The 16,827-nt window shown below is 71.5% G+C and carries 14 protein-coding genes and 1 pseudogene; 8 read left to right on the top strand and 7 right to left on the bottom strand.

The annotated features are described in order from the left end of the window. Window positions 1-95 precede the first annotated feature (95 nt). The gene (locus Cba03nite_RS33240; RefSeq protein WP_203755063.1) at window positions 96-2,036 is read left to right on the top strand and encodes an acetoacetate--CoA ligase; all 1,941 of its coding nucleotides are present in this window, start codon (window positions 96-98) and stop codon (window positions 2,034-2,036) included. Window positions 2,037-2,102: 66 nt separating this feature from the next. Here the strand turns inward: Cba03nite_RS33240 and Cba03nite_RS33235 are convergent, their stop codons facing one another. Next, the gene (locus Cba03nite_RS33235; protein WP_203755061.1) at window positions 2,103-2,816 is read right to left on the bottom strand and encodes a TIGR03089 family protein; all 714 of its coding nucleotides are present in this window, start codon (window positions 2,814-2,816) and stop codon (window positions 2,103-2,105) included. Window positions 2,817-2,973: 157 nt separating this feature from the next. Between Cba03nite_RS33235 and Cba03nite_RS33230 the strand changes: the two genes are divergently transcribed. From Cba03nite_RS33230 to Cba03nite_RS33215, 4 genes are all read left to right on the top strand, one after another. Beyond that, window positions 2,974-4,125: a glycosyltransferase family 4 protein gene (locus tag Cba03nite_RS33230; RefSeq protein WP_203755059.1), complete on the top strand. Its 1,152-nt coding sequence runs from the start codon at window positions 2,974-2,976 to the stop codon at window positions 4,123-4,125. Window positions 4,126-4,217: 92 nt separating this feature from the next. Continuing rightward, the gene (locus Cba03nite_RS33225) at window positions 4,218-5,318 is read left to right on the top strand and encodes a mannose-1-phosphate guanylyltransferase (RefSeq protein ID WP_203755057.1); all 1,101 of its coding nucleotides are present in this window, start codon (window positions 4,218-4,220) and stop codon (window positions 5,316-5,318) included. A 10-nt stretch (window positions 5,319-5,328) separates the two neighbouring features. After that, window positions 5,329-6,357 (top strand): hypothetical protein, encoded by a 1,029-nt coding sequence (locus Cba03nite_RS33220; RefSeq protein WP_203755055.1) that lies wholly within the window; start codon window positions 5,329-5,331, stop codon window positions 6,355-6,357. A 545-nt stretch (window positions 6,358-6,902) separates the two neighbouring features. Then, the gene (locus Cba03nite_RS33215) at window positions 6,903-7,901 is read left to right on the top strand and encodes an ArsR/SmtB family transcription factor (protein ID WP_203755053.1); all 999 of its coding nucleotides are present in this window, start codon (window positions 6,903-6,905) and stop codon (window positions 7,899-7,901) included. On the opposite strand, the gene Cba03nite_RS33210 is transcribed toward Cba03nite_RS33215, so the two are convergent. The 5 genes and pseudogenes from Cba03nite_RS33210 to cofD all read right to left on the bottom strand — a co-directional run bounded on the left by Cba03nite_RS33210 (window position 7,884) and on the right by cofD (window position 12,593). Further along, on the bottom strand, window positions 7,884-8,948 hold the full coding sequence (locus tag Cba03nite_RS33210; RefSeq protein WP_203755051.1) for a S8 family serine peptidase: 1,065 nt from the start codon (window positions 8,946-8,948) through the stop codon (window positions 7,884-7,886). The two genes, Cba03nite_RS33215 and Cba03nite_RS33210, sit on opposite strands and share 18 nt — an antisense overlap. Further along, window positions 8,945-10,192: a hypothetical protein gene (locus Cba03nite_RS33205; protein ID WP_203755049.1), complete on the bottom strand. Its 1,248-nt coding sequence runs from the start codon at window positions 10,190-10,192 to the stop codon at window positions 8,945-8,947. Before Cba03nite_RS33205 ends, Cba03nite_RS33210 begins: the two co-directional genes overlap by 4 nt. Then, window positions 10,189-10,608, bottom strand: coding sequence for a hypothetical protein (locus tag Cba03nite_RS33200; RefSeq protein WP_203755047.1), 420 nt, complete (start codon window positions 10,606-10,608; stop codon window positions 10,189-10,191). The genes Cba03nite_RS33205 and Cba03nite_RS33200 overlap by 4 nt, the downstream gene beginning before the upstream one ends. A gap of 276 nt (window positions 10,609-10,884) precedes the next feature. After that, window positions 10,885-11,640 (bottom strand): annotated as a pseudogene (locus Cba03nite_RS33195) (coenzyme F420-0:L-glutamate ligase); the annotation flags it as partial. Then, on the bottom strand, window positions 11,637-12,593 hold the full coding sequence (gene cofD, locus Cba03nite_RS33190; RefSeq protein WP_203755043.1) for a 2-phospho-L-lactate transferase: 957 nt from the start codon (window positions 12,591-12,593) through the stop codon (window positions 11,637-11,639). The gene cofD and the pseudogene Cba03nite_RS33195, both read right to left, overlap by 4 nt. A gap of 58 nt (window positions 12,594-12,651) precedes the next feature. Here cofD and Cba03nite_RS33185 point away from each other — a divergent pair, with 58 nt between their 5' ends. Next, complete coding sequence (locus Cba03nite_RS33185) at window positions 12,652-15,210, top strand: bifunctional FO biosynthesis protein CofGH (RefSeq protein ID WP_203755041.1); 2,559 nt, start codon at window positions 12,652-12,654, stop codon at window positions 15,208-15,210. Window positions 15,211-15,529: 319 nt separating this feature from the next. Next, a complete protein-coding gene (locus Cba03nite_RS33180) occupies window positions 15,530-15,787 on the top strand; it encodes a WhiB family transcriptional regulator (protein ID WP_203755039.1) in 258 nt (85 codons plus the stop codon). Window positions 15,788-15,860: 73 nt separating this feature from the next. On the opposite strand, the gene Cba03nite_RS33175 is transcribed toward Cba03nite_RS33180, so the two are convergent. Continuing rightward, the gene (locus Cba03nite_RS33175; protein ID WP_203755036.1) at window positions 15,861-16,307 is read right to left on the bottom strand and encodes a metallopeptidase family protein; all 447 of its coding nucleotides are present in this window, start codon (window positions 16,305-16,307) and stop codon (window positions 15,861-15,863) included. Between the two features lie 120 nt (window positions 16,308-16,427). Between Cba03nite_RS33175 and Cba03nite_RS33170 the strand changes: the two genes are divergently transcribed. Then, complete coding sequence (locus Cba03nite_RS33170) at window positions 16,428-16,790, top strand: DUF3499 domain-containing protein (protein ID WP_203755033.1); 363 nt, start codon at window positions 16,428-16,430, stop codon at window positions 16,788-16,790. Window positions 16,791-16,827 lie beyond the last annotated feature (37 nt).

The raw sequence follows: 16,827 nt of genomic DNA, 5'->3' as shown, positions 1-16,827 counted from the left end.
CGCGAGGCACCCGTCCCAGGTCGGAGAATGATCCGTCGTGCCATGCGGCAGGATGCGAACTGCGGTACGACGAGGTTTCGCGGGAGAGGATCAGGATGACCGAGGCGCTGTGGACCCCACCGGCAGATGTCAGGCAGCACTCCCGGATCGGGGACTACCTCGGCTGGCTGGAGCGCGAGCGCGGGCTGGCCTTCGCCTCGTACGACGAGCTGTGGCGGTGGAGCACCACCGACCTGACCGCGTTCTGGTCCTCGATCTGGGACTACTTCCAGGTCGTCGCACATGACCAGCCGGCGGATGTGTTGCCCGACGCCACCATGCCGGGCGCGAGGTGGTTCCCCGGCGCGACGCTGAACTACGCCGAGAACGTGCTGCGCATGCCCGGCGTCGGCGACGACGAGCCGGTGGTGCTCGGCTACTCGCAGACCCGCGAGCCGGTGATCCTGACCGCCGCGCAGCTGCGCGAGCAGGTCCGCCGGGCGCGGGCCGGGCTGCGCCGGCTCGGCGTGGGCGAGGGCGACCGGGTCGCGGCGTACCTGCCGAACATCCCGGAGACCGTGGTGCTGATGCTGGCCACGGCCAGCCTGGGCGCGATCTTCTCCTCGTGCGCGCCCGAGTTCGGCACCCGCAGCGTCACCGACCGCTGGCAGCAGATCTCGCCGAAGGTGCTGGTCGCCGTCGACGGCTACGTGTACGGCGAGAAGCTGATCGACCGCAGGGGCGAGGTCGCCGCGATCCAGGCCGCGCTGCCGTCGCTGGCGCACACCGTGCTGCTCCCGTACACCCAGGGCCAGGTGGGCCTGGGCGAGCTGGCCGCCGACACCGACGAGCCGCTGGCGTTCACGCCCGTCCCGTTCGCGCACCCGCTGTACGTGCTCTACTCCTCCGGCACCACCGGCCTGCCGAAGCCGATCGTGCACGGGCACGGCGGCATCCTGCTGGAGCACCTCAAGATGCTCGCCCTGCACCACGACCTGGGGCCCGGCGACCGCTTCTTCTGGTTCTCCACCACCGGCTGGATGATGTGGAACTACCTGGTCTCCGGCCCGGCCGTGGGCGCGGCGATCGTGCTGTTCGACGGCAACCCGGCCGCCCCGGACCTGAGCGCCCTGTGGCGGCTGGCCGAGGTGGCGGGCATGACCTACTTCGGCACCTCCGCGCCTTACCTGCTGGCCTGCCGCAAGGAGGGCGTCGTCCCGCGCGAGGTCGCGGACCTGTCGAAGCTGCGCGGGCTGGGCTCCACCGGGGCGCCGCTGCCCGCCGAGGGCTTCGTGTGGGTGTACGAGAACGTCGACCCCGACCTGCTGCTGCTGTCCCTGTCCGGCGGCACCGACGTGTGCACCGGGTTCGTCGGCGGCACCCCGCTCAACCCGGTCTACCCCGGCGAGATCGCGGCCCGCTGCCTGGGCGCGAAGGTCGAGGCGTACGACCCCACCGGTCACCCGATCGAGCACGCGCTAGGCGAGCTGGTGATCAGCGCGCCGATGCCGAGCATGCCGGTCGGCTTCTGGGGCGACGCGGACGGCTCGCGCTACCGCGAGGCGTACTTCGACGTGTTCCCGGGCGTGTGGCGGCACGGCGACTGGATCACCATCAGCGAGCGCGGCACCTGCGTCATCACCGGCCGCTCCGACGCCACCCTCAACCGGGGCGGGGTGCGCCTGGGCACCGCCGAGTTCTACTCGGTCGTCGAGGGCATGGCCGAGGTCGCCGACTCCGTGGTCGTACACCTGGAGGACGACGAAGGCGGCGCCGGTGAGCTGCTGCTCTTCGTCGTGCTCCAGCCCGGCCTGGACCTCGACGACACCCTCAAGGCCAAGATCGCCCGCGAGCTGCGCACCGCGCTCTCGCCCCGCCATATCCCCGACGTCATCTACCAGGTCGGCGCCGTGCCCCGCACCCTGTCCGGCAAGAAGCTGGAAGTCCCGGTCAAGCGCATCCTGACCGGCACCCCCGTCGACTCAGCCGCCGCCAAGGGCGCCCTCGCCAACCCCGAGTCCCTCCTCGCCTTCGAAACCCTCGCCAAGTCCCGCTGACCGCGCAAGGAAGGGCACCTTCTTAACGCTATGCGTAGAAGAAGGTGCCCTTCTTAACGTCGCCGGTCAGGGGATGAGGCGGGCGTGTTCGGTCGCCGCGCGGGAGTCGAGGATGCCCGGAGCGGTGCGGTAGGACAGGACCAGGCTCGCGCCGGCGGCGATGGGGGCGGTCAGCCAGTCGAGCGGGCGCGGGTGGGCGCCGATGTCGATGAGCACCCGGTCGCCCTTGCCGATCTCCAGCTCCTTGGCCCGGGTCAGCGAGCGCTCGGCCAGGTCGGCGTGGCTGATCGAGCCCCCGCCGCCGGGCAGGCCGACCAGCGAGGCCGCGGCCGGGTCGGCGGGCGGGCCGCCGTAGAAGTCGCCGTGGGCGCGCGCCGAGCTGACCCAGTCCGACACCCCGGCGGGCAGGTCGCGCAGCGGCAGCGCGAACGGGTGAAGGCTGACGGCGTACGTGTCGGGCGCGGCGGGCTCGACGCCGGCCTCGACGAAGGCGACGTCGGCGGGCAGGTCGGCGGAGTGGGACACGGCCAGCCCGGCCGTCCACGACGCGAGCATGATCGCCGCGGTCTGCCAGTGCGGCGGCAGCGCGATCCGGGCCACGTCCCCGGAGCCCAGGCCACACCCGTCGACCAGCAGGTTGGCGGTCTTGGACACCCAGTTCGCCAGCGTCGCGCCGGAGAGCTCGGTGCGCTCGCCGGTGCCGTCGTCGTACCAGGTGAGCAGTGGTTTTGCCGGATCGGCGGCGACTGATGCGGCGAAGAGCTGACCGATAGTGGACACGTGGTCAGGCTACCGACACTGCCGCGTCGTGGACCTTGCCTCGGGGCATGTCGGGCGTAGTCTGAAGCGTGACTGCTGTGAAACAGCGCACAGTCTCACAACCGCAGAGCGGCGGTCGACTGGGCTGCGCTGCACACCCCCACAAGGAGTGTTCACCGTGACGATCGATCGCTCTCCCCGGGTGCTCGTCGATGCCACCAGCGTGCCCGCCGACCGCGGCGGCGTGGGCCGGTATCTCGACGGCCTGCTCGGCGCCCTCGCCGACCATTCCGACATCGACCTGGTCGTGGTCTCCCAGCGCACCGACCAGGAGCGTTACGCCCGTACGCTGCCGCACGCGCAGGTCGTGGCCGCGCCCGCCGCGGTCGCGCACCGCCCCGCCCGGCTGGCCTGGGAGCAGACCGGCCTGCCGCTGCTCGCCCAGCAGGTCGGCGCGCAGGTGCTGCACTCGCCGTTCTACACCTGCCCGCTGCGCGCCGGCTGTCCGGTGACGGTGACCGTGCACGACGCGACGTTCTTCACCGAGCCGGAGCACTACGACAAGTCCCGCGGCACCTTCTTCCGCTCCGCGATCAAGACCTCGCTGCGCCGCGCCGAGCGCGTGATCGTGCCCAGCAAGGCGACCCGCGACGAGCTGATCCGCCTGCTCGACGCCGACCCCACCAAGATCGACGTGGCGTATCACGGGGTCGACCACACCGCGTTCCACGTGCCCGGCGAGGAGGAGAAGGCGCGGGTGCGGGCCCGGCTCGGCCTGGGCGAGCAGTCGTACATCGCGTTCCTCGGCGCGAAGGAGCCGCGCAAGAACGTGCCGAACCTGGTCCGGGGCTGGATCGCGGCGGTCCGCGACCGCATCGACCCGCCCGCGCTGGTGCTCGCCGGTGGCCAGGGCCACGACGACGAGATCGACCGGGTGGCCGGCGAGGTCCCCGCGCACCTGCGCCTGCTGCGCCCCGGTTATCTGCGGTACGCCGACCTGCCGGGCTTCCTCGGCGGGGCGGTGCTGTGCGCGTACCCCAGCCATGGGGAGGGTTTCGGCCTGCCGATCCTGGAGGCGATGGCCTGCGGGGCCCCGGTGCTGACCACGCCGCGGCTGTCCCTGCCCGAGGTCGGCGGCGACGCCGTCGCCTACACCGGCCAGGACGCCGACCACATCGCGAAGGACCTGGCCGCCCTGCTCGACGACGAGGCGCGCCGGTCCGCGCTGGCCGCGGCGGGACTCGCCCGTGCGAAGGAGTTCAGCTGGAACTCCAGCGCCGAGGCGCACGTCGCCGCGTGGCAGCGGTCCATCCGTCACCACTACCGGTGATCTTCCGGGCACCCCGCCCCTAGCAGGCGAATGCGGCTTGTGTCACGGGCGGGGTGCGCGGGGAGGTCGCATCTGTCAGGCATGATGGTCGGATGCTGCACGCCGTCATTCCCGCAGGTGGAAGTGGAACCCGTCTCTGGCCGCTGTCGCGCGCCACGAACCCCAAGTTCCTGCACCCGCTGACCGGGACCGCGGACACGCTCATCCAGGCGACCGTCACCCGGCTCGCTCCGGTGGCCGCGCTCGCCGACACGTACGTGGTGACCGGCACGGCCCACGCGGCCGCCATCGCGCGGCAGCTGCCCGACCTGCCCGAGTCCAACATCCTGATCGAGCCGAGCCCGCGCGACTCGTGCGCCGCGATCGGCCTGGCCGCCGCCGTGATCGCGCAGCGCGACCCGGAGGCCGTGATGGGCTCCTTCGCCGCCGACCACCTGGTCCGCGACGGCGAGCGATTCACCCAGGTGCTGCGCGACGCCGAGGCAGGCGCCCGCCGCGGCCTGCTGATGACCGTCGGCATCACGCCCACCCACCCCGAGACCGGGTACGGCTACCTGCAGTGCGGCGCCGTCGTCGACGGCCCGATCCGCACCGTCGACGAGTTCAAGGAGAAGCCGTCGCTCGACGTGGCCACCGAGTACGTGCGGTCCGGCCGCTACCTGTGGAACGCCAGCATGTTCGTGTGGCGGGTCGACGTCTTCCTCCGTGAGCTGGCCCGCCAGCAGCCCGAGCTGCACGCCGGCCTGATCCGGATCGCCGCCGCCTGGGACGGCGACGACCGCGACCGGGTGCTCGGCGAGATCTGGCCGACCCTGCCCAAGATCTCCGTCGACTACGCGGTGATGGAGGGCGCGGCCGCCGCCGGTCTCGTCGCCACCGTGCCCGGCGACTTCGGCTGGAACGACGTCGGCGACTTCCACACCCTCGGTGACGTGCTGCCCGGCGACGACGACGGCAACGTCGTGGTCGGCGACAGCGCCACCCTCGACGGCGGCAAGCCCGAGGTGCTGCTGCACGACTGCGCCGGCACCGTGCTCGTGCCCCAGTCGGGCCGCCTCGTCGCCGCGCTCGGCATGCGCGACGTGATCGTGGTGGACACCCCCGACGCGGTGCTCGTCTGCCCGCGCCACCGGGCCCAGGACGTCAAGAAGCTCGTCGACGAGCTCAAGGAGCGGGGCGACAGCCGCATCTAATCTGCCAATCATGCGATTGGTGGAGCTGACCGCGGCCGGCAACGAAGCAAGCGACCTGCTGCCCGTACACGACGAGGCACTGCTGCGCGAACTCGGCGCACGCCGGGCCTACTGGACCGTGCTCGACGAGGGACCGGTCGAGGAATGCCTGGCCCTGCTCGTCGAGCACGCCGACGGGCGGTGGCGCGCCGAACACGTCAAAGCCGACGTCGGCGCGCACGCCGGGCGCACCGAGGACGCCGAGGCGCTCGCCCGCCACGACGGCTGGGTGTACGTGCTCGGCTCCCATTTCGGCTCCAAGGCCGGGCCGCTGCAGCCGAAACGGGCCTTCGTGGCCCGCTTCCGCGAGTCCGCGACGCCGCGCCTGGAGATCATCCGGCATCGGTTCGCGCTGCACCGGGCCGTCAACGACGCGCTCGCCGCGCTCGCCGTCACCGGGCACCCGGCGGCGCCGGAGAAGGTCGCGTTCGCCGTACACGACGGCTTCGTCGGCGCGGCGCGGCGGCGCGGCACGGCCAAAGGCAAGGGGTGGGTCGCGCAGCTCGCGCCCGGGGACCATCCGATCAACATCGAGGGGGCGGCGTTCACCGCCCGGGGCACGCTGCTGGCGGGGCTGCGCTGGCCGGTGACCGCTGCGGGGGAGCCGATCCTGGTCGAGCTGACGGGGCTGCCGGGGCTGTTCGGCGGTGGCACGCTCGGGGTCGCGGGGGTGTACGCGCTGACCGGGGTCGGGGCGGGGCCGCTGGGGGTACGGGCGCTGGCGGCGCGGGCCGACGGGAGCTTCGACGTGGTCGTCGGGTCGATCGACGCGCTCGACAAGGGGTCGATCCTGCTGGAGCACCACCCGCACGCCCGGCACGCCACCTGCCGCCACCTGAGGTTCCAGCTGCCCGACGGGGGCGGCCCGGGTCTCATCGCGCCCGAACCGGTCGCCGACCTCGCGCCGCTGCACCACATCGAGGGCGTGTCCGACCGCGACGGCACCCCGCTCTACGTCGCCGACGAAGACCACCGCATCGCCCTCTGGCTCACCAACTGACGCATACCCGCGCGGTCCGGGCCGCGTTGGGGGTGGGCGCGGGTTTGGGATGGGGCGCGCGTTCGGGATGCACTTTTCGGGGCGGGCGCGCGTCTGGGGCGGGCCGCAGGTTCGGGGTGGGGCGCGGGTTTCGGGATGGGTGCGGGTTCGAGGCGGGCGCGGGGTTCGGGATGGGCGCGGGTTCAGGGCGGCCGCAGGTTCGGGGTGCGGTTTCGGGGAAAGTGGGGTCATCCGGTGCTTGGCGGGTGCACTTTCCCCGAAAGTGCGCGCCGGTCCGGGAGTGACGGCGGGCCGGGTGGGGTGCGAACGCACGGAGCGGCCGGTCAGACCGCCCCCCGGCACTCCGACCAGCCGCTTCCGCATCGCCCCGTACGCCCCCGTACGGTCCAGGGACTGGCACCCTCCGCGTGACGCCGTCCCGGCTCCCCAGGCCCGACAAGGATCGTCCACCGAACGGTGACGGGTCCACGACATTCGGCCGTGACTTAAAGACGCAGGTCACGTCCGCCGGTAGAGTCAGCGGCACCCCCTCATCCGGAGAGTCCATGCTGCGCATCCACTTCACCGGTGCCGACCTGGTCCGTACGCGGATCGCGTCAGTGCCGGATCCGCTGTGGGAACTCGCGCTCAGCATCCACCTGCTCCGCATGCGCGGCACCGATCCGCTGCTGGCCGGGTGGAAGCAGCGCATGATCAACGGCCTCAAGCCGGGCGGCCCGCTGCGGGACGAGGTGGGCCTGCTGCTGGCGCTCAACCCGCCGGTCGGCTACTTCCCCGACTTCCTCACCCCGCCCGAGGCGTCCGGCGGTATCGGTGCGGGGCTGGACGCCGTGCTGACCACGCCGAAGAACCGGCTCCGGCAGGAGATCAACGCGCTCGGCGACGCGCAGGGGTCACTGCCCGCCCCGGTCGACGACGTCGGCAGCGGTCACCTGGGTGCGATCGGTGAGCTGGGCACCGCCATCGGCCGCTATCACGAGACGGCCATCGCGCCGATGTGGGACCGGGTACGTACAGCCGTCGACGCGGACCGGGGGATCCGGGCTCGCACCATGATCGACTCCGGGACGGAGGGGCTGCTGAACAGCCTGCACCCGACCGTGCGCTTCGACGGGAACGTGCTCGAGGTGGCGGACTACCCGTCGCATCGGGAGGTGCATCTGGAGGGGCGAGGGCTGCAGCTGGTGCCGTCGTACTTCAAGACGCCGACCAAGCCGGTGACCCTGTTCGACCCGGAGCTGCCGCCGGTGCTGGTGTACTCCGTGCACCAGGAGGCGCGGGCCGCGGTCGTGCGTGGCGGCGAGGCGCTGTCGGCGTTGCTGGGGCGTACGCGGGCGGCGGTGCTGGAGCTGGTGGCGCAGGGGAGCACGACCAGTGAGCTGGCGCGGCGGCTCGACGTGTCGCCGGCCGCCGCGAGCCAGCACGTGGCCGTGCTGCGCGGTGCGGGACTGCTGCACAGCGTCCGTGACCGGAACACGGTTCACCACACGCTGACGCAGCTGGGGTACGCGATGCTCGTGGGCCGCTCAGCCCCTGCGCCGTGATCTGACCACGAGCAGCAGCACCAGCACGCCAGCCACCACCACGGTACCGATGATGATCACCAGCGGCCACGGGTTGTTGGAGTCCGGCTCGGCGGGTGTGCTCGGTGAAGCAGAGGCCAGCGGGGGCACGTCTGCGGTGAGCGCCGCGACGATGTCGAGCACGCCGTAGCCGTACTGCGGGTCGCGTCCGGCGGGGCCTTTGTCGATCGCGGTGGCCGTAATGCGATGAACGACCTCGGCCGCTGAAAGATCTGGGTACCGTGCTCGCACCAGCGCTGCGGCACCGGCGACGATCGCCGTTGAGTCGGACGTACCGGTGGCCTTCCGCCAGAGATGCTGGAGGCCTGTACTGGTGATTTCGTCGCTGGGTGCGCAGACGACGATCGCAGCTCCCGTCACCGAGATCTTCGCGTGATCCCCCTGCCTGTCTACGCCACCCACAGCTACGACACCGGGAATCGCCGCAGGGAAGCCCACTGTCGGATCAGGCTTGTTGCCAGCGCCCGCGACCACGACTATGTCCGACTTGAGAGCCTGCGCGACCGCTTGTCGGAGCGCAGGGTCATCGAAATCGTCGGCGAGGGAGATTGAGATGACGTCGACCTTCTGCGAGATTGCCCACTGGATTCCCTCAACGATGTCCGCTGCTGTCATCTGCCGATGTGGTGAAACTTTTACCGGCACGATCGCCGCACCCGGGGCAATCCCTCGGACACGGCCGTGGGCAGCGATCAGTCCGGCCATCGCGGTGCCGTGTCCGTCTTCATCAGTGCGGCCGTCCCCGTGTCCGCCTTCTGCGAGATCGATGCCCGGTCGCACGGATCCCCGAAGATCGGGATGAGAGGCGTCGACGCCACTGTCAATAACGGCGACCGTGACGCCAGCGCCATCAGTGATCTTGTTCGCCTTGTCGGTGCTCAGGAAGGAGTGGAACCACTGTCCGTCGGACACATCGTCCGTAGCGATGGCGCCGTTTGCGGCTCCGAGCAGAACAGCCGTCATTACGAGAGCGATTGTGGTGAGACGAACGGTGGCGAGCGGGCTCACGGGTTTTTTACTCCTCCTCTGCGGATGGTCACGATGGGCGCTGGTTCATCGGGGTGGTCTTCGTTCCGCCAGGGCATCGCTGTCTGGGTGAACCACTGGCGGAAGTCTTCCTCGATCTGCTCGGATGTGGGTTCCGAGGAACGGCTGACGGCTTCAGGCGCGATCAGGGGAGGCACTCCCTGTGCGACGTCCCATGAAGTGTCCGGCCGACGTCGATATGCCGCGCCTCCACCCTGGTTGTTCGGCTGACCGGTCGGCCCGCCTATCGGTAGCGGCATCATTCCGGGCATGCTCGACCCACCACCGCGGGCCGCCGCGGTGACAGCGGGTCCAGCTCCGGAGCCCGGCTGTGGCAGTGACACCACATAGCCGCTCTTCCCCACGCCGGGGCCGGGGAGGACGTAGGCACCGCCGTAAGGGGCATGAGGGTTGCCAGGCGCGATCGGCAACATAGACACGGGCTGGCCTGGCGCAGCGGGAACGGGTGGCGTCATGCCTTGAAGATCGGGGCCGGACTCGCCCGGCAGTGGACTGACGAGAGGCGGGTATCCCGGCATGGGCGGTGGCGTGGGCAAAGGCCCGTTGGGTCCGCGTTTGCGAGTGCTGGTCGACCCACTTGGATCAGGCGCTGGTGTGGGCAGACCCACGATCTGCGCACCGTCATCAACACTGCGAGAGTCAATCGGCAGGGTTATGCGGCTCCGGTGGTCTCGAATGGTGCGTTCGGTGGCGGTCATCGTCTGCTCTGTGACGTAACTCAGCCGGGTGGCCTCGCGATCCCACCATTCGGGGCCGCCCTCATGGGTTGTGGTCTCCCACTGCTGCACGACCTGCCGAATCTCCTGCTTGGCCTTAGCAGTTGCTGCCATGATCCCATCAAGCGCTAGGGCATTCTGCAGAGCGGCCTCACTCTCCAGCCGCATGCCGTTGATCAGCTTGCCGATCTTGGCTAATGCGACGGCGGAGGCTGGGCTTGCCTCCGCAGGCCAGATCTGGGCGAGGGCGGTGCGCTGCTTGTCGAGTTGATCCGCATGTGCCAGGAGCAGGCTTGCGAGTCGACGAAGACCGGCGATCTGCTCCCAGCCCAAGGCGTCATCTTCGTGACGAACCATGTCCCACGCGCGGGGCGGGTCGATCGAAACCCAGTTCGTCTGCTCCGTAGTCGGCCACCTTTTCAGGGCATCGCCGGGAGCGACGACGTAGCCGCCTTCGTCGGCAAGCATTCCGCTCTGCCCTGCGGTCACGGGAGCATCCCTCTCAGCGGTGGGCTTTGGGTGGGCTGCGCAGGCTGTTGCAGCTGTTCGAAGACTCTGTTGAGCTCGGCGGCGACCTCCGCGATGCGTGAAGCGGATCTCGCATCGGCGGCGGCGTAATTGTCGACGATCTGTTCTAACGCGATCGTGAGCTGCTCCGCCATCTGGAGCTGGAAAGCCGCGTTCGCATGATGCTGTTTGAGCACCTCGGTCACCGAATGGCGAGCGGCTCGGCCCTCGGCACAGTCGAGTGCGAGGCAGAAGCGCGCACCGTAGCGCATCTGCCGCTGGGCGGTGGCGAAGCCGGGGCGCAGGTCCTCGTCGGTGTCGCGACGCAGGTCGGCGCTGATCTCGCGTAGGCCGGCCAGGTCGACGGTGAGCCTGCCGTGCACAGGTCGTTCAGGCATGCTTCCCTCCCCAAAGAAGCGCGCTGCGAATGGCGGCCCGGCACTCCGCTGGTCCACACACCGGCCGGATAGGACGCCTGCGGGCAGGGTAACGGATCGACCCTACTCAGCGCAGCCCTAGCACCACCCCCTGTGGATAACCCTTCGTCGCACCCGCCGATGATCGCGATCTCGTGTCCAAACCTGCGGCTCAGCCACACTTTTGGACACGAAACAGTGATCTTGAACGGGGCGGCGGCGCTGCGCGCCGCCAAGGGAGCGGTGGGGCTAGGCGTCGGCTGCCTCGCGGCGGCCTTCGGCGCGGGCTTCGGCGGTGCCGAGGGAGAAGAGGTCGTGTTCGGCGTCGCGGATCAGGGTGGGGATGACGCCGTTGCTGTCGCGGGTGGCGGTGAGCAGGCCGCGGACGACCGCGACCGGCACCCGGTCGATCTTCCCCTTGACCAGCTCGGCGGCGGCGGCGAGCTCGTCGACGACGGCCATCTGGGTGATCTGGAGCTCGTTGCCGTGGGGGTCGGTCTCGCCGCGGTGGTCGCGCAAGGGCTCGATGCCGGCGCAGCCGAGGGCCACGTCGGTGAGCCCGTTGCGCCAGGGACGCCCCATGGTGTCGCTGACGATGATCGCGACGTCGAGGCCGTACTCGTCGCGCAGCGTCTGGCGCAGGGCGCGGGCGGACCGGTCGGGGTCCTCGGGGAGCAGGACGAGCTGCGTGCGGTCCACGTTGGAGTTGTCGATGCCGGCCGAGGCCATGACGAAGCCGTGGTGGGTCTGCACGATGCGGGTGTGGCCGCGGGTGGCGACGGCGCGGGCGGTCTGCGACCGCAGGATGCGCTCGCGGGCCTGCTCGCGTTCGGGGCCGCCGGGGGGCACGTCGGCCAGCGCCCCCTCGGCCTTGGACACGATCTTGCTGGTGACCACGAGGATGTCGCCGTCGGCGAGCCACGGGGCGGCGGTGACGATCAGCTTGGCGAGGTCGTCGCCGGGCCGCACGTCGGGGATGCCCCGGACGGCGAGCACGGTGAACCCGTCGATCATGCGGCTCCTCCCAGTTCCAGTGCGGCGCGGACCATCGCGGCGGTGGCGTCGTCGTCGGTCATCCACAGGGGCGCGGCGCCGACGCGTACGCCGGGCACGTCGGTGCCCGCGTCGCCGGTGTCAACGAGCCAGGCGTCGAGTACGCCACCGGCGGCGCGCGCGCCGTAGAGGCGGCCGACGCCCTCGGCGGTGCACGGGACGTCGATCGCGGCGAGGCACTTGTCGGCCATGCCGCGTACGGGGCTGCCGCCGATGATCGGGGAGACGCCGACGACGGGCGCGGAGCCGCTGACCAGCGCTTCGCGCAGAGCGGAGACGGCGAGCACGGGTGCGATGGACACGACGGGGTTACTCGGGGCGAGCAGCACGACGTCGGCGGCGGCGAGCGCGTCGAGCACCCCGGCCGCGGGTTTGGCGGTGTCGGCGCCGACGAAGCGGAACTGCTCGGCGGGCAGCGCGGCGCGGTGGCGTACCCACCATTCCTGGAAGTGGATGGCGCGGGTGCCGTCGGCGTCGGTGACGACGACGTGGGTCTCGACCCGGTCGTCGGTGGCGGGCAGCAGGGTGACGCCGGGCTGCCAGCGGTCGCACAGCGCGGCGACGACCGCGGACAGCGGGTAGCCGGCGTTGAGCATGCGGGTGCGGACCAGGTGGGTGGCGATGTCGCGGTCGCCGAGGCCGAACCAGGTGGGTTCGGCGCCGTAGTTCGCCAGCTCCTCCTTGACGGTCCAGGTCTCGCCCGCGCGGCCCCAGCCGCGTTCGGGGTCGATGCCGCCGCCCAGGGTGTACATGACCGAGTCCAGGTCGGGGGTGATGCGCAGCCCGTGCATCCACACGTCGTCGCCCACGTTGACGACGGCGGTCACCTCGGCGCCGGTGGCGCGGGCGTGTGCCCGTACCCCCGACAGGAAGCGCGCCCCGCCGATGCCGCCTGCCAGCACCACGATCCGCATGGCGACATCCTCTCCCACCGCGGGAGGGCGGCGGGGCCAGGGTCGTAGGCTGGCGGGCATGTCCAGCGAGGTCGCCGCCCAGTCCAAGGTCACCGACGCGGAGGTGGCGCGCGCGCTGAAGCGCGCCGCGGCCGGGCGGGCACTGGACGCCGGGGAGGCGACCGCCCTGCTCAGTGCCCATGGTGCGGCCTTCGACGAGTTGCTTTCCCTGGCTTCGGGGGTACGCGACGCGGGCCTGCGCGACGCCGGGCGGCCGGGTGTGATCACGTTCTCGAAGAAGGTGTTCATCCCGCTGACCAGGCTGTGCCGTGACCGGTGTCACTACTGCACGTTCGCGACGGTGCCGCACCGGCTGCCCGCGGCCTACCTGGACCGCGACGAGGTGCTGGCGATCGCGCGGCAGGGCGCGGCGCTGGGCTGCAAGGAGGCCCTGTTCACGCTGGGTGACCGGCCGGAGGAGCGCTGGCCCGCCGCGCAGGAGTGGCTGAACGCGCGCGGCTACGGCTCCACCGTGGACTACCTGCGCTCGGTCGCGATCGCGGTGCTGGAGGAGACCGGCCTGCTGCCGCACCTCAACCCGGGCGTGCTGAGCTGGGCGGAGCTGCAGCGGTTGCGGCCGGTGGCGCCGAGCATGGGCATGATGCTGGAGACGACCGCGACGCGGCTGTGGTCCGAGCCGGGCGGGCCGCACTACGGCTCGCCGGACAAGGAGCCCGCGGTGCGGCTGCGGGTGCTGGCCGACGCGGGCCGGGTCGGGGTGCCGTTCACCACGGGCATCCTGATCGGCATCGGGGAGACGCACGCCGAGCGGGTCGACGCGATCTTCGAGATGCGCCGGAGCCACCGGGAGTACGGGCACCTCCAGGAGGTGATCGTGCAGAACTTCCGGGCCAAGCCGGACACGGCCATGCGCTCCACTCCCGACGCCTCGGTGCGCGACCTGGCCGCCACGGTCGCGGTGACCCGGCTGCTGCTCGGGCCGGGCATGCGCATCCAGGCCCCGCCGAACCTGATCGACGCGTCGTTCGAGCTGCTGGTCAAGGCCGGGATCGACGACTGGGGCGGCGTCTCGCCCCTCACCCCGGACCACGTGAACCCGGAGCGCCCCTGGCCGCACCTGGACGAGCTGGCGGACCTGACGAAGGCGGCGGGCTTCGAGCTGCGCGAGCGGCTGACGGTGTATCCGGGCTACGTGCGCGGCGCGGACCGGTGGATCGACCCGCGGCTGCACCCGCACGTGCGCGCCCTCGCCGACGCGAGCGGCATGGCCGTCGCCGACGCGCCCGTCACCGGCCGTCCCTGGCAGGAGCCCGAGGTCGAGGGCGGCACGGGCCGTGTCGACCTGCACCGCGAGATAGACGGCGGCGGCCGCACCGATGATCGCCGCGGCGACTTCGACACGGTGTACGGCGACTGGTCGGCCGTCGGCGAGGCGGCTGAGGGCGCGGCGGTCGGCGCGGGTCCGGCGGCGGCGAGCGCGGGTCCCGCGAGCGGGACGGCGGGTCCGGCGGTCAGCGTCGGGGCGCTCGCGGCCGGGCTGCGGATCGCGCGGGAGAACCCGGCGGCGCTGCTGGAGCCGGTGCACGAGGAGGCGGCGCTGGCGCTGCTGCACGCCGACGGGTCGGCGCTGGACGAGCTGTGCCGCATCGCCGACGACGTGCGCCGGGACACGGTCGGCGACGACGTGACCTACGTGGTCAACCGCAACATCAACTTCTCGAACGTGTGCTACGTCGGGTGCCGGTTCTGCGCGTTCGCGCAGCGCGAGCGGGACGCCGACGCGTACCGGCTGAGCATCGGGCAGGTCGCCGACCGGGCCGAGGAGGCCTGGCGGGACGGCGCCACCGAGGTCTGCGTGCAGGGCGGCATCGACCCGCAGCTGCCCGTCTCGGTGTACCCGGAGCTGGTCCGCGCCGTGAAGGAGCGGGTGCCGGGCATGCACGTGCACGCGTTCTCGCCGATGGAGATCGTCACCGCGGCCGCGAAGGCGGGGGTGCCCGTCGTGGAGTGGCTGACCCGGCTGCGGGAGGCGGGGCTGGACACCATCCCCGGCACCGCCGCGGAGATCCTCGACGACGAGGTGCGCTGGGTGCTGACCAAGGGCAAGCTGCCCACCTCCGCCTGGGTGGAGACCGTCGAGGCGGCGCACCGGCTGGGCATCCGGTCCAGCTCGACGATGATGTACGGCCACGTCGACCACCCGCGGCACTGGCTGGGCCACTTCCGGGTGCTGGCCGGGGTGCAGGACCGCACCGGCGGCTTCACCGAGTTCGTGGCGCTGCCGTTCGTGCACACCAACGCGCCGATCTACCTGGCCGGCATCGCCCGTGCCGGGGCCACCTGGCGGGAGAACCGGGTCGTGCACGCGATGGCCCGGCTGCTGCTGCACGGGCGCATCCCCAACATCCAGTGCTCCTGGGTGAAGCTGGGCGACGAGGGCACCGTGGCCATGCTGAACGGCGGCTGCAACGACCTCGGCGGCACCCTCATGGAGGAGACGATCTCCCGAATGGCCGGATCCGCGCACGGCTCGGCACGTACGGTGGAGCAACTGGAGGCCATCGCCGCGGCCGCGGGCCGCCCCGCTCGCCGGCGTACCACGAGTTACGCCCGCTAGCGGTTCACTCCTGTCCGAAGACCGTCAGCGCCGTCCGTCAAGTTCGACACGCCAGCAGAATTTCGTCGCGACACGCCCGACATGCCGTCACCGGTTTCGGGTCTGAATCGATAGGGCAGTGGCGGGACGGTGAAGTCCGAGCCGAACGGCCCTGCCGGACGTGTACCAGAGTCAGCTTGACGGTGCACGTACGACACACGTGTAATTTTGCGTGGGGCTGGAGGTAGCGGCATCCACAAAACCGCCTATGTGGACAAACGCTTCCCAGGTGGGGGGTTGCGCCGACCGCGTGTCGGCGCGCAATAAGGAGGCAGCGGAGATGGACGGTCGCCCCGTCGTGGCGGATCTGCTGGGCAACGCGCCCGAGTGGCAGGAGCACGCACTGTGCTCCCAGACTGACCCGGAGGCGTTCTTCCCTGAGAAGGGTGGTTCTACCCGCGAGGCCAAGCGCATCTGCTCGCGCTGCGAGGTCAAGTCCGAGTGCCTGGAGTACGCGCTCTCGCACGACGAGCGCTTCGGCATCTGGGGTGGACTGTCCGAGCGCGAGCGCCGCAAGCTCAAGCGCCGCGCGGTCTGAAGACGTGGAAGCTGCCAGGGCCGTTGGGGGACGGCCCGGCAGCTCTTCCGCGGTTCAGGGCTGTGCCGAGGGCTCAGGCCAGGTCGTCGGGGTTGAGCCCGAGCAGGTTCGCGACCTGCTCCACGATCACGTCACGCACCAGCTCGCCCAGGTCGTCCCGATCTGAGGCGCGGAACTCCAGCGGACGCCGGTAGACCACGATCCGCGGCGGCACCCCGTGCCGGCCCGGCCGTCCCGGCAGCAGCCGCGCCAGCGGCACCCGCCCGTCCTCCAGCACGTCGGAGTCGTACACGTTCAGGTCCGGCGGCACGTCCTCGACGGCGAACTCGACCCCGGCCAGCTCGTTGGCGAAACGCGCCTCGAGCGACTCGACCGTGTCCAGCACCAGCTCGTCGAACACCTCGGCCTTGGTCCGCGCCAGGGGCACGCTCGCGGGCACCAACCGGCCCCGCATCCCCCTGCCGTGGCGGTCACGGCGGCGGCGGGCGAGTGTCGGGCGGCGGCGGGCGGGACTGGTCACTTCGCCAATGTATCCCCGCGCGCCAGTCGCGGGCCTCGGTACCGGGGCGTGATCCTTCCCTCGGCGTGTCGCGGCGTTTCCGGTTCACCGATGCCCGGCGGGGCGATAACGTCACACGCCGTGAGGTCTCCACGGCGTTGCTCTCGTAACGGCTGCCCCCGGCAGGCGGTCGCAACGCTGACCTATGTCTATGCCGAGTCCACCGCGGTGGTCGGCCCGCTTGCCGCGTACCAGGAGCCGCACACGTACGACCTGTGCGAGCCGCACGCGCTGAGCCTGACCGCGCCGCGCGGCTGGGACCTGGTCCGCCACGACGGCGAGTTCGAGCCGCCGCCGCCCACCACCGACGACCTGGTCGCCCTGGCCGAGGCCGTCCGCGAGGCGGCCCGCCCCGCCCCGCGCCAGGCCCCCGAGCCGCCGCCCTACGCCGGCCCGCCCACCCCCGGCCGCCGCGGCCACCTCCGCGTGATCCCCCCGAACTGAGGCGAAGGAAGGGCACCTTCTTAACGCTATGCGTAGA

The organism is Catellatospora bangladeshensis, assembly GCF_016862575.1.
Classification (GTDB): Bacteria; Actinomycetota; Actinomycetes; order Mycobacteriales; family Micromonosporaceae; genus Catellatospora; species Catellatospora bangladeshensis.
This window is presented reverse-complemented; position numbering and strand designations above follow the sequence as displayed.

Excerpts from the sequence above, each read along its gene's own strand:
- Cba03nite_RS33240 (WP_203755063.1), top strand. The coding sequence starts at position 96 with ATGACCGAGGCGCTGTGGACCCCACCGGCAGATGTCAGGCAGCACTCC.
- Cba03nite_RS33225 (WP_203755057.1), top strand. The coding sequence starts at position 4,218 with ATGCTGCACGCCGTCATTCCCGCAGGTGGAAGTGGAACCCGTCTCTGG.
- Cba03nite_RS33220 (WP_203755055.1), top strand. The coding sequence starts at position 5,329 with ATGCGATTGGTGGAGCTGACCGCGGCCGGCAACGAAGCAAGCGACCTG.
- Cba03nite_RS33215 (WP_203755053.1), top strand. The coding sequence starts at position 6,903 with ATGCTGCGCATCCACTTCACCGGTGCCGACCTGGTCCGTACGCGGATC.
- Cba03nite_RS33200 (WP_203755047.1), bottom strand. The coding sequence starts at position 10,608 with ATGCCTGAACGACCTGTGCACGGCAGGCTCACCGTCGACCTGGCCGGC.
- cofD (WP_203755043.1), bottom strand. The coding sequence starts at position 12,593 with ATGCGGATCGTGGTGCTGGCAGGCGGCATCGGCGGGGCGCGCTTCCTG.
- Cba03nite_RS33185 (WP_203755041.1), top strand. The coding sequence starts at position 12,652 with ATGTCCAGCGAGGTCGCCGCCCAGTCCAAGGTCACCGACGCGGAGGTG.
- Cba03nite_RS33180 (WP_203755039.1), top strand. The coding sequence starts at position 15,530 with ATGGACGGTCGCCCCGTCGTGGCGGATCTGCTGGGCAACGCGCCCGAG.